Genomic DNA, 13079 nt, shown 5'->3' on the forward strand with positions numbered 1-13079 from the left:
ATGACTGGACGAAACTATCAGCTCGCGACGGCGTCACCGTACGCGAAGCGCAGACCGATCGCATGGGTCGCGTCGTCGCTGTTCGCACTCGCGCCGCTCGTGATGGCCGAGGTGGTGCACGCGCAAAGCGTCGCCGGCATCCGGTCGCACGTGTCGGTCAGTGAGTGGGCGAACGCGCCGGCCCAGGCCGATGTACCCGCCAGCGCCGCGGCAACCGTCGCGCAGGGCGAGGCGAGGCTTGCCGCGGCGACACGCGCGGACGAAGAGAGGCGGCTCGCGGAAATCAAGTCGCCTGCCGGCCAGGCGCGTCTGGCCGAGGAAGCGCGGCGCAACATGGACGAGCGCGTGCTCCGGCAGATGGAGCGCGACCGTCCGGCCGACCGGCTGCGCGATGCGCGAACGCGTGAAGCCGATCGCCTGGCGGACGAGGCGCGCGAGGCCGAGGCCCGACGCCAGCAAGTCGTTCGCGAGCAGGCCGAGGAAAAACGGCGTGCCGATGCCGAACGTCGCCATCGCGGCGAGCTGGCGCGTGCGGCGGCTACCGCGCGCGCGGCAGCCGAGCGCGACGCGGCCGAAGCGCGTCGCGCCGAGGCCTCGCGACAGGCGCAAGAGCGTCGTCAGGCGGCCGCGAGGCTGGAAGCCGCCGAGGCGGCGCACCGGGCGGAAGCGGAGCGCGCGGCGGCAGCGGAAGCGCGTGCCCGTGAGGCCGAGGCGCAAAGTCGCGATGCGGCGGCGCGCGCGGATGCCGCAGAGCGTGATGCACTGGCACGTGCCGAAGCCGAGCGCCAGCGCGCGGAGGCGGCGCGTGCGGTCGAGGCCGAGCGCGCACGAGCGGAAGCGCAGCGGCGCGAACAGCAGCGCGCGGACGACGCACGCCGTCAGGCAGAGGCTGCACGCGCAGCCGAAGCGGTACAGCATGCGCAAGCCGCGAAGGCGGCGGCCGCGCGTGCGAACCATCGACAGAACGCATCGTTGGCGACGCCGGATTACACACCGCCACTGTCGAATCCGGGCCGCACGGCCGCGTCGTCGCAAGGCGGCGGATTGGCCGAGTTCAAGCCGGTCGGGTCGCCTGACGCAGCGATTACCCGCAGTTGGGAGGCCGCGACGGCTGACGCCGCTCGCGCGGTCGACCGGCCGGCGGCTGGACAGTTGACGCTGGGCAAGACCGGTGCGGCCGCCGGCACGCAGCCGCTGGCCGTCTCGGCTGCCGCGGTGGCGCTTCAGGCTGCCGCGCCGCCCAGGTCGTACGACGGATCGCGCGCAATCGACGCGGGCCGACCGGCAGCGCAGCCGCAGGCGCGTGGCGGCAAGGCAAGCGCCGCGCCGACCAGCGGGACGCCCGGGCAATTCGCGCGCTGGCTGGAGACCGAGTCCGACGACTACGGCACCGGGCCGACGCTGTCGGGCGACAAGCTGCGCGAGATCTTCTGGAATGCCGCGCAGGTGGCTGCCGAACGCAGCCCGGAAGTGCGCCAGGCCTACGCGAACTACCAGGCGTCGAACGCCGACGTCGCCGAGGCGAAGGGGCAGCGCTGGCCGCAGATCGACATCGGCTCGCAATCGCCGACGGCGAATTTCGGGCCGGGCGGCGGCAACGGCGGTGGCAATTTCGGCAACCCGTTGTCGGTCAACGTCACGACCAATGTGTTCGACTGGGGCCGCACGAAGCACACGATCGGCAGTCGCCAGTTCCTGTCGGACGCCGCGAATCGCGCGTACGACACGGCGCTGGGCAATTCCGCGTTCGAGGTATCGAACACGCTGATCGAGCTCGGCAAGCAACGCAACATCGTTGACCTGAGCCAGCAGTTCGTCGACCGGATGGCGACGCTTGTCAAGATGCTGGGCGAGATCGTTGAGGTCGACCGCGGGCGCGGCAGCGAACTCACGCAGGCGAAGACGAAGCTGCTGCAGGCGCAAGCGTCGCGGGACACCGCGCAGGCCAAGGTGCGCGACGCGGAGCTCACGCTGCAGAAGCTGGTCGGGGACGAGGCTGTCCTGATTCCGCGCACGCGCGAATGGTCGATCGAGCCGGGCAACCTGCCGAAACTGCTGTCCCAGGTGGGTGTCCACCCGAGCCTGCAGCAGGCGAAATCCGAGGCGGACGCCGCGGATCTCAACACGAAGGCCGTGAAGGCATCGGGCCTGCCGCAGGTGAACTGGGTCGTCAGCGCCGGCATGGGCAAGGACGGTCTCGGTCGCCAGCAGCCCTGGCAGACGATGCTGACGCTGAACTGGGGCGCGTTTCGCGGGGGCTCGGCCAGTGCCGCGACTGACGCGGCGAGCGCGCGCGCGACGGCGAGCTGGCAACGCATGGAGCAGCAGCGGCGCGATCTCGAGTATGCGGTGCGCACCGCCGATCAGGACGCGCACACGATGCTGCAACGTGCCGACCTGTATCGCGGTCTTTCGACGGAAACCGATCGCGTGCGCAAGGCCTTCTTCGAGCAGTGGCACCACCTCGGCAAGCGAACGCTGCTCGACGTGCTGACCGCGGAGAGCGAGCACTACGGCAATCGCGTCGCCGAAGTCACAAACCGCTTCGATGGCTACCTGGCCGTATTCCGTGAACACCATTCGGCCGGTGCTTTGGCCGAGTGGTTACGGAACGAACCGGGAGTCTGACGGGATGTGCGTTCCCCGTAAAAAAAATCACGGCGCATCGAATGCGCCGCGATTTTTTTGCGCACGCGTGATGTTGAACGACCGCATCGGCCCCCCCTCGACAGCAAACACAAATCGTTCCTGTCCGATGCGCATCGAAATTCGTCTTATTTCCCCGGTGAGGTGAATCGGGACAATGACATGTGGACAGCGGCCCCGGAGCGGCCCCGCGATCTTCATTCCTCGTCGCGCTTTACCTGATCGACACGTCGATTGCCACCCGAGCGAGCTTTCAGAACAACCTAGACCCGGTGTGCCGCCTGACCAGGGCGCCGTATCGAGGCGCGTCGACGGAAAGGAGCAATCCGTCCGTCGGCTTTCGATGAATCAAGAGGCCATTAAATGCCCGATCCTCACAGAAAACTGTCGTCCAAGGTGATGCGCGTGCTCTGCGCGTTCGCCGACCTGAAGGACGACGCCCAGCAGGCCTTCAACGGCGCGATGAACGAGTATCTGCTCGCGTCACCAACGAAACGCCGCCAACTGCTGAAGCAGTGGCGCGAGTGCATCGACGATCCGGCCAGACCGGAGTCGGCGCATTTTCGTCCGCGCATGTCCGTCGAGTAATCCGCGGGCTTCGCGGCACGCGCCGCGCTTCAGGTTCAATTCATGCCGGACTGTCATATCCCGGAATCCTCGACGGCGGCGAGCGACTCCGAATCGAACAACGCCGAACTCGGCTTGCTGGGCCGCTACCAGCGCGCGCTGCTATACGGCGGTGGCATTGCGCTGTCGATCGTGATCGCTTGCGCGACCGCCTACGGTCTCTGGAGCACCGGTCGCGAGTATATCGCCCAGCAGCGCGCGTCGTTCCTGACGGTCCGTTCGCTGCTGAGTGTCGAGCTCGAGATGCATCAGACGATGTTCTCGCGGACCGTTGCGAGTGCCGAAGTCCTTTGGGCGGAATGCGACGAAGCTTCTCGACACGTGGTCGATGCGTTTGCCGCGAACGGCGGTCGCAGCGTATTGCATGCGAATGCCCGCGCCGCGCCGTTGCTGGCGCTGGGTGAGCCTGAGCCCGCACGCGACGCATCCGGCCATGCGCGCTACCTCGCGCTCGCGGAGCGTATGGGCAGTGTGATGAGTGCGGCGGCGCGTCAGCTCGGCCGGCCGGTCGCGGGCATGTTCTATAGCCCGGACAAATCATTCGCGACGATCTATCCGCCCGAACGCGCGGCCTCGCTGTCCGCCCTGTTCGGTTCGACTGACGTGCGCACGTGGATCGATCGCCTGGCACCGGCATCGGCCGGGCTTCCGACGAGTGCGGAACACACGAAATCGACGTTGCGCGGCGTTGTCTGGTGGTACCCCGAGCCCGACCCGGTGACCGGGGTCCCCGTGCTGCGGGTCGTGCAACCAGCATTCGACGGCGGCGATGTTTTCGCGGTGTTCGTTCACGAAGTGCCGGCGGCGACGTTGCGCGACACGCTCACGCAACACCGCCTTGCCGGCGAGTTGATGATGCTCGATCGAGCCGGGCGCACCGTGCTGCATTCGGAAGGTCTTGTCACGCACGCCGATACGACGCTCAGCGTGCGTGCGATGAACGGCGGCCAATGGCGCCGCGGGTTCGACGGACTGAACGACGCCTATCGGGACGGCGTGTTCACGGTCAGCGATCGGGTGCCCGGCACGGACTGGGTACTGGCGTACTTCTGGTCGTGGCGGACGATGGCGGTGGCGCTCGCGCCCGACTGGCTTGCGCGGGCCGGTTCGATGGCCGGGGTCCTCACTTTGTTGTGGGGGCTTCTCGTGCTGTTCGATCGCAAGGTGTTCCGGCCGGTGCTCGCGCGCTCGTCACATGTGTTCGAGAGCGAGGCCCTGAACCGGACGATTGTGTCGCTGGCGCCGGTCGGCATCGGGCTGTTCGCGTTGCGCGACGGTGCCGTGTTGTTGGAGAACGATGCGATGCGGCGATTGCGTGCGCTCGGCGGCGAAGCCGGGGCGCGTGCCGTCGTCACTCACTATCTCGCGATGCGCGCGGCGGCCAAGAGTGCCGGCTGGGCCGGCGCTTCCGAATGGGAATATACGGTACCCGTGCCGGGCGGCGAATCGCTCGATCTCGCCATCGGCATGGTGCGCACGCGTTATCGATCGGCGAGCGCGCTACTGTGCGTCGCGTCGGACATCACCGCCCGCAAGCGCGCGGAACGCGCGGCGCTGGACGCACGCGAGGCGGCCGATGCGGCGAATCGGACCAAGACGGTGTTTCTTGCGTCGATGAGCCACGAGATGCGTACACCGCTCAATGCCATTCTCGGCCATCTTGAGTTGCTGAAGGCGGGTGGCCACGATGAGCGCACGCCGAGGCGACTGGATACGGTCACGCGCGCCGCGCGCGGACTGCTCTCGCTGATCAACGACCTGCTCGACGTATCGAAGGCCGAAGCGGGGCAAACGACGCTCGAGCTGATCGCGTTCAACCTGCGCGAGCTGGTGGCGCAGACCGTCGACGTACTCGCGCCGCTGGCGCAGGAGAAGGCGATCGGCTTCGATGTCGCGATTCGGGACGACGTGGGTGAAGGGTATCTCGGCGATCCGACGCGAATCCGCCAGATCCTCGTGAACCTCGTCGGCAATGCGATCAAGTTCACATCGACGGGCCGCGTGACGATCGAAGTCGACGAGTGGCCGCGCGGGGACGGGGCGGTCGACATCGCGCTGACCGTCGAGGACACCGGCATCGGCATTGCGCCGGCTCGGATCGACGAGATCTTCGACCTGTTCGGTCAGGCCGATTCGACGATCGCCCGCCGCTTCGGCGGAACCGGGCTCGGTCTCGCGCTGTGCAAACGCTATGTGGAGATGATGGGTGGGACGATCGCGGTCGACAGCCTGCCTGGCGTGGGCAGTACGTTCCGGGTCACGCTGCCGTTGATGCGTCTGCAGGAGCCGATCGAGCGTCTCGCCTCCGATTATCCGGCCCGTCGCGCGCACGAGAACACACAGACGACGGTTCGCGTGCTGGCGGTAGACGACCATCCATTCAACCGCGAATTGATTGCCGACCAGCTCCATGCGCTTGGTTACGCGTACGACGTGGTCGATGGCGCGCACGCGGCCATCCGGCACTTGCTGGGCCGGCATTGTGACGTTGTGCTGACCGATCTCAACATGCCGGACATGGACGGTTGCATGCTCGCGATGTGCCTGCGCGACAGCCATCCCGGAATGCCGGTGATCGCGATGACCGCGACGCGCGATCAGGCGGAACTGGCGCGCTGTCACGACGCGGGCGTGACGGAAGTCCTCGCGAAGCCGCTGTCGATGTCCGTGCTGGACGACGCGATCCGGCGTCACGTTGGCGGCGCAGGCACCGCATTGCGTCGACAACGGGTGACCGAAGTCGATGTGGTTGCATCGCTGTCGGCCGAGCGGCATGGCGTGCTTGCGCGCGAGTCGCGGCGTCTGCTGGACGAGATGGCAAAGGCGCTCGATGATCGCGTGCTCGAGCGTGTGCGCGGCAATGCGCATGCGATCAAGGGAGCGTTCGCGATGGTCCGGGAAGCGGCAGTCGTGGCCGCTTGCTCGGACGTCGAGCAGGCGGCGCGCGAGGCGAATTTCGCTGGCTTGCGGGCTAGGCTCGACCGACTGAATGAGCAGCTGGAGGAAGCGCTGGCGCGAACCGCGGTGTCCGTTGACGGCCAATGAACGCGTCGTCCACCACGACAATTCGAACCTGTTCGATCGAATTCCGTACGGGTCCCGACGACGACCCGCGCGGATGTCGTGAGAATGCAAGATAGTTTTAAAGGTAGTTGAAGGCGGCGTATTGGCAGGCTGATGTGGATCGAGATCACGGATCCGGCGTTCCGATCGCCATTGGTAAATTGGCTTCCCGATGGAAGAGGACTCCATGAACAGAAACGTGCCGGATTCGATTCAGAACAGGCAAAACAACAACGGGATGAACGAGGTGTTCAGTTCATCGGTCGTGATGCGTTCGGTCTCCGACGAGACTGGCGAACACGTTACACCTATCGGTGGCGCGGCGGCGGATGCGTCCATGCCACAGTACCCGGGCGATACGCCGTTGGGCGAGCGCGCGGGCGCTCGCGACAGCGGCACGACGGCCGGCAGCGCATCGGCGGACGGCCAGGGCATGCAAATGCCCGGCGTCGACCCGTCGGGTGCGCCGGGCGAGCCGGCGACGGCCGCACGTGCGCCGGAAGCGACGCCGGACGATTCGTTCGCCGGCCACATTGACGTCACGGCATCGGGTGTCGGCGACGCATTCGGATTTGCGATGCTCGCCGAGGAAGGTGCGCCGCGCGCGGATGCGACCGCGGGTGCGCAGGCGCGCGATCTGCCTGTGTCGATCGACTTCGCTTATGACGAAATCAGCGCGTCGCAGGATGGCGCCGCCGACGGCGCACTGCGAACGGGCGGCACGCCGCGTCTGTCGGGCACGGCGCCGGCCGATACGATCATCGAGTTCTACGACAACGGTGAAGCGATCGGTAGCACGCGCGCCAATGCGCTCGGTCAGTGGACGTTCGAGCCGGGCCAAGCGCTCGCGATCGGCATGCATGCACTGACTGCGTATATCGGCGGCGTACCGGCGAGCGAGCCTTTTTCGCTCGAGGTGGTCGGTCCGGCGGTCAATCCGTTGCTCGCGTCGATCGCGTTCGAGCCGCTCGAGCACCCGTTCGTCGAACTGACGACTGGCCAGCAGGACGCGGGCCATCATGTGGCCCGCATTTATGGCACCGCACCACAGCATGCGGAAATCGACGTGTTCGACAATGGCGTCCTGCTCGGCAGCACGCGTGCAAGCGCCGGTGGGCAGTGGACGCTCGAGACGAGCCAGCCGCTCACGGTCGGCACGCACGCGCTCACAGCGTATATCAACGGCGTGCCGGCGAGCCAGACGCTGGTGGTGGAAACGGACGCACCGACAGCCCTCGCGCAACTGGCGTCGAAGGCGGCGATGCCGGCCGTGATCGAGTTCGCGAACGACGAAACGCTCACGCGGCTCGACGGACAATCGCGCGGCATTCTGGCCGACCATGCTGCACCGCGGCTGGCAGGCAAGGCATCGGCCGGCGCCATGGTCGTGCTGTTCGACGACGATCGCGAGATCGGTCGCGTGCAGGCGGACCTGGAAGGCCACTGGGCGTTCCAGCCCGAGGTGCCGTTCGAACCCGGTATGCATGTGTTGACGGCGGTCGTCGATGGTGTGCCGAGCGAGCCGGTCGCCATCGAAGTGGCGGTGCCGACGGTGCTCGTGCCGATCACGCTTGACGTATCGGCGAACGGTTTGCTGGGTCTGAACGGGCAGCCCTCCGCCGGTGGGCAGATCGACGAAAGCACGCTGCCGCGTCTGAGCGGTCGTGCGCCCGGTCATTCGATCGTCGAGATCTACGATAACGACACGATGATCGGTACCGTGATGGCCGACGAAGACGGCCACTGGGTGTTCGAGTTCGACGGCCCGCTGTCGATCGGCCGGCACGAACTGGTCGTGCAGGTCGCGGGCGCGACGGAGAGCGCGTCGTTCGTGCTGGTCGTCGAGCCGGTCAAGCCGATGCCGGAACTTGGCGTGCTGCCGATCGTCGACGAGCTCGCGCATGAGATCGACCTGGAGGAGGCCGGCGTTCCGTCGAACGGGAAGATGCCGGTGCCCGAACAACAGGTCGGCGTGTTACCGGCACCCGAGATCGGTGTGTTGCCGGACGACGCGCAGATCCTCGTGCCGGGCATGCTGGATCCCGTCACCGGTGAACTGATGCGCGAAGAGCTGCTGCTGGATTTCGACCGGCTTGCGAAACCGTCCGTCAGCATCGATCACGGTTACGACGGCGACGGGTACGCGCAGGCGGCCCTGAACTCCGGCGATGTGACCGACGCGAAGCCTCATCTGATGGGCTATGCGCCGAGTCACGCGACGGTCGAGGTGTTCGACAACGATCTGCTGATCGGTACGTCGATTGCGGACGCCACCGGGCTGTGGCAGTTTTCGCCGGGCGCGCTGTTTGTTGGCGAGCACGTGCTCGTGGCTCGCGCCGAGGGCGTGCCGGACAGCGAACCGTTTCACCTGACGGTGGTTGACCATGTCGGCGATTTGGCGTCGCTCAGCATGCGCGATCTGTTCGCGAACGAGTGGATGCCGATGTTCGCGGACGTGTCGCTGGATGACGTCGCGGTGGTCGAATTGGACGAGGTGGCGGCACGTGCGGCATTCGAGACGACCGATGCAACGGTCGAGGCCGAGTCGTATGGCAACCTGTATGACGTACGCGGCGATTTCCTGCCGGAGCTGGAGCAACACCACGTGTAAGGACGCTTCGAGGGGAAGTGAGTTGGCCCGCACGGCGAATGCCGTGCGGGTCTTTTTTGTGAGGTTGCCAAACGTTGTCGCCGTGATTCGGTCATCATCCGATCGCCATCCAGGGTCGAACCTGGCATCCGGGGCGACGCTTGCCGACATGAGCATCGGATCGGCGCGCGCCGGCAGGCGTGCTGCAGCGGAAACGGACGCTTTTCCGGATTCGTCCCATTCAGTTTCATTCCGGACCTACAGCATCGGCGGTCCGAATTCCTTAAAGTAGAGTTCATCAACCGTTCAGAAACCGACCGCAAGATAGGGCGGATGCACGAACCCGTAACGTGCCGAGTCGCTGGCGTAAGCAGCTCCTCATTCAGTCGGCCCCGCTTCGAGCAATCGAGCGGGGCTTTTTTGCGACGGCGCGAACCACTGTCGACGTGCGATGACCACTTTTCGTACCGGCACGAGATCGGGCTTGATGCGATCCCATGGACCGGATGTTTCGCATCCCGGATCATCCGGAATGGATGCGCCGGCATCGCGGAAAACGCGTTCCGGCGTCGTGCGTTACATCTCATCACGTCAAATGGAAGCAAATCATGTCTGGAGCCTCGTTGGGATTTCCCCCCGCGACGCTGGCGGTGTTCGTTGCACTGGCCGCCGTCGCGTTCGTCGTCGATATGCTGTGCCATCGCAGCGACCGGCCGGTCCCGCTCGGCAAGGCCGTGTTCTGGTCGATCGCCTGGATCGCGGTGTCGTTGGGTTTTGCCGGCTATCTGTATGTCGCGCACGGTTTCGAGGTCGCAAGCCTGTTCGTGACCGGCTACGCGCTCGAGAAAGTGTTGAGCATCGACAACCTGTTCGTGTTCATGGCGATTTTCGCGTGGTTCAAGATTCCGGACGGCATGCGTCACCGCGTGCTGTACTGGGGCATCGTCGGCGCGATCGTCTTCCGTCTCGTGTTTGTCGCGATCGGCACCGGGCTGCTGGCGCTGGGCCCGTGGGTGGAAATCGTGTTCGCCGCGATCGTCGCATGGACGGCCGTGATGATGCTCAGAAGCAGTGGTGACGACGACAAGGAGGAGGACTATTCGACGCACATTGCCTATCGCTTGACGCACAAGCTTTTCCCGGTGTGGCCAAAGCTGTGGGGCAATCGCTTCTTCGTGCGCCGCTCGGAAATCGCGCGCGATCCGGCGGAAGCGGAAAGCGGTGCGCTGAAACTCGCATCCAAAGGTGCGCTGTTCGCCACACCGTTGTTCTTGTGTCTTGTCGTGGCGGAAGTGTCGGACGTCCTGTTTGCGTTCGATTCCGTGCCGGCGGTGATCGCCGTCAGCCGCGAACCGCTGATCGTGTATTCAGCGATGCTGTTTGCGATCCTGGGCCTGCGAACCATGTATTTCGTGCTGGAAGCATTGAAGCGCTATCTGGTCCATCTGGAGAAGGCGGTCGTGGCGTTGCTGTTCTTTGTGGCGGCCAAGCTGGCACTAAACGCGACCGATCACATCTTCGGCCATGGCTTCGGCATTGCGCCCGCGACGAGCCTGATTGTCGTGATCGCAGTGCTGGCAATCGGTATCGCGGCGAGCCTGATCTTTCCGGGGGAGCGGACGCCGGCCGACGCCGGTGATCCGGATACCCGTGCGTGAGGTCGGATGACGGGCGGTGAAGCGGGGGCCGGTGTTGTTTGCCGGCCTCGATGTGCGTGGGTGTTCGCGAACGAACGATCGGGAATCGACGGCCCGGTATCCGGGAGGAGGCGATTGTCCGACGAGGGCGATGCCATGACCCATCAGATAAAGCGCAGCGGACATGTCATCGGGCTCCTCCTAATGCGCGTTGTGCAGTTGCAAAAAATTCGACTGGCATGGATCGACGTTTCACGGAGGAAGGTGTATTGGCAACCATCTAGGATATGCTGCACGGCGTCAATTTTCGCAAGCCCTTTACTTCGAAAATGTGTCGGAAATGAGATTCAGATTCACGCGAATCCGGTCTCATGGCCGTTTGATCGTTGATGAAAACCGGCGGGGGAAAAAATCGGCTGGCGCGCGTATAAAATTTAGTATTCAATGACGTTCAATGGTTTGCGCAACGAAATATCTCGGGACGGTCGCCCTATTGCCTGACGCGGGTGTGTCGTGCCAGTGTGCCCGACGCCGTTATCGAGCCGTGCGACGCGGTGCGGTGCGTTCGGCCCGTGTGACGGTGCAACGATGAAGGGCGTTGCATCGTCGATGAATGATGTGTGCGCCGGTCTGTCGAGCGGCAATGTTTAATGGCTTGCCGCGCTTTGGATCATGCGCCGTTCGGAGTTGAGGGGCTGCGGGAAGACGTAACGATATCGACTTCCTGTTATCGATGATGATTTCATGCCGGGAGTGTGGCGATGATCCTGGGTATTGTGAAAGTGATCGATTTTGCCTTTGGCGCTATTGAGTGCGCGAAAGCCTTATTTAATTGTATTGGGATTAAGAGCAATGCTTGCGCTGTTGAGCATGATCGGCAAGTTGGTTCTGGATCTCCGATCCGCGGGTTGAAATTCTCCGGTGTCGTATGTGCCTTCTTGGTGCTGTGTGGTGGGACAGCTGCTGCAACGGCGGAGCCGGGGAAATTGATGCGCATCGAAGGCGTATCTGGTCATCAGAGAATTGCGCGCGTATCAGATCAATATATTCGGTCATTGGAGAAGGATGGCTTCAGGCCTGTACTCGTCAATATCGATCCGAGTGTCATCTCGGATCGCAGCCAGGATATAGAAATAGATTTGGGGGAAGGAAAGACGGTCACGGCGAGAAAGCAGCGATATAGTGTCGAGCCGGATGGCATCTCGGCGTGGGACGGTGAGGTTCAGGTCAAGCGCAACATGAAGTGGCGATCGACAAATGAAGTTCCCGTCGACGCGCTCAATGAGGTGACACTGATTCGACATGGGAATAACGTGGCGGGTTTGATCCGCACCGATCGTTCGCTTTACCAGATCGCGCCGGTGGGAGACGGCGAACATGCGATTTTTCAGGTCACGCCCGGCGAGGAATTTCACGACGATGACGATATTCCTGCAGTCGCGTCGGAACCGAACGCAGTGGTACCTCGAAATCTGCGAAGTTCACACAGCACGATTCGAGTCATGACAGTAATCACGAATCAGGTTCGCGAGAAATGGGCGGATGTCGACGCGAACGTGGCCCTGGCGATTCAATTGGCCAACGATGCAAATGTCAACAGTCATGTCAATATCACGTTCGAAAATGCCGGAATATTCAACGCGAATTACAACGAGAGTGGAACGTACTCCGAGATGTTGGCAAAAATCAGAAATATCGCCGACGCTCAGCTTGGAGGCCCGGTGCACGCATTCCGCGAGGCTCATCGGGCTGATCTGGTTGTCATGTTGGCTGCGAGCAGTGTATCGAACGGCACTGCCTATAACAATGCGACAAAGACTTCGGCATTCTCGGTGGTTCGGGATTCGTACGCGATCGCGCAATATACGTTCGCTCACGAGATGGCGCACAACATAGGGGCGAGCCATGATCTCGAGCAGTATATCGGCAAAGAACCGAAAGTGCCAACCTATGTTCATGGATTCAAGCTGCCTGGTCGGTGGCGAACGATCATGTCCTATGATTGCAAGCCTGCCTGCCCGAGAGTGTTGTATTGGTCGAATCCGGACCAAACGTATGAGGGTGTGCGAATGGGTTCGGCGCAATTCGAGAATGTTGCACGGAGACTCAATGAAAGGCGCGAGATTGTCGCCGCATTTTACCCGCCGCCGGTGCAAGCCACACCCCCAACGGTCGTCGCAACGATATCGCCAACCGCGATTGACGGGGCTGGGTCGGTCACGCTAGATGCGTCTCGATCGACCGATACGTCGGGCGGAACATTGCGGTTTGCATGGAGTCAGTTCAGCGGATTGCCCGCGCTAGCCATTGACGACAGCGACAAGGCTCGGGCCGTCGTGCATATCCCCGGGGTTGACGAGCCGACCGTTTATACGTTCAAAGTGGTGGTGACGAATGACGCCGGTCTTTCCGAAAGCAAGCAAGTCAAGGTCGAGGCACACCCATCCCGTGAGCCGATCACGGCGACCCTCACGGTACCTGCTCAGGTGCGCAGCGGCGAGCCGGTTCCTGTGCAG

6 protein-coding genes are annotated in these 13079 nt (G+C 63.9%); all 6 read left to right on the plus strand.

Annotation, left to right across the window (positions count from 1 at the left end; translation table 11 throughout):
* On the plus strand, positions 1-2628 hold the full coding sequence (locus ACV22W_RS28340) for a TolC family protein (RefSeq protein WP_448022779.1): 2628 nt from the start codon (positions 1-3) through the stop codon (positions 2626-2628).
* Positions 2629-3009: 381 nt separating this feature from the next.
* A complete protein-coding gene (locus ACV22W_RS28345; protein WP_448022780.1) occupies positions 3010-3234 on the plus strand; it encodes a hypothetical protein in 225 nt (74 codons plus the stop codon).
* Positions 3235-3276: 42 nt separating this feature from the next.
* Positions 3277-6318, plus strand: a complete 3042-nt coding sequence (locus ACV22W_RS28350) for an ATP-binding protein (protein ID WP_448022781.1) — start codon at positions 3277-3279, stop codon at positions 6316-6318.
* 355 nt (positions 6319-6673) lie between these two features.
* Positions 6674-8947, plus strand: a complete 2274-nt coding sequence (locus tag ACV22W_RS28355; protein ID WP_448022782.1) for a hypothetical protein — start codon at positions 6674-6676, stop codon at positions 8945-8947.
* A gap of 476 nt (positions 8948-9423) precedes the next feature.
* Positions 9424-10584: a TerC/Alx family metal homeostasis membrane protein gene (locus tag ACV22W_RS28360; protein ID WP_448022783.1), complete on the plus strand. Its 1161-nt coding sequence runs from the start codon at positions 9424-9426 to the stop codon at positions 10582-10584.
* A gap of 740 nt (positions 10585-11324) precedes the next feature.
* On the plus strand, positions 11325-13079 hold a 1755-nt coding region (locus ACV22W_RS28365), incomplete at its 3' end, for a M12 family metallo-peptidase (protein WP_448022784.1).

Source organism: Burkholderia sp. AW49-1 (assembly GCF_053427845.1).

Bases quoted from the DNA above. Each gene is read 5' to 3' on its own strand.
- ACV22W_RS28340 (WP_448022779.1), top strand. From the start codon at position 1: ATGACTGGACGAAACTATCAGCTCGCGACGGCGTCACCGTACGCGAAG.
- ACV22W_RS28345 (WP_448022780.1), top strand. From the start codon at position 3,010: ATGCCCGATCCTCACAGAAAACTGTCGTCCAAGGTGATGCGCGTGCTC.
- ACV22W_RS28350 (WP_448022781.1), top strand. From the start codon at position 3,277: ATGCCGGACTGTCATATCCCGGAATCCTCGACGGCGGCGAGCGACTCC.
- ACV22W_RS28355 (WP_448022782.1), top strand. From the start codon at position 6,674: ATGCCACAGTACCCGGGCGATACGCCGTTGGGCGAGCGCGCGGGCGCT.
- ACV22W_RS28360 (WP_448022783.1), top strand. From the start codon at position 9,424: ATGGACCGGATGTTTCGCATCCCGGATCATCCGGAATGGATGCGCCGG.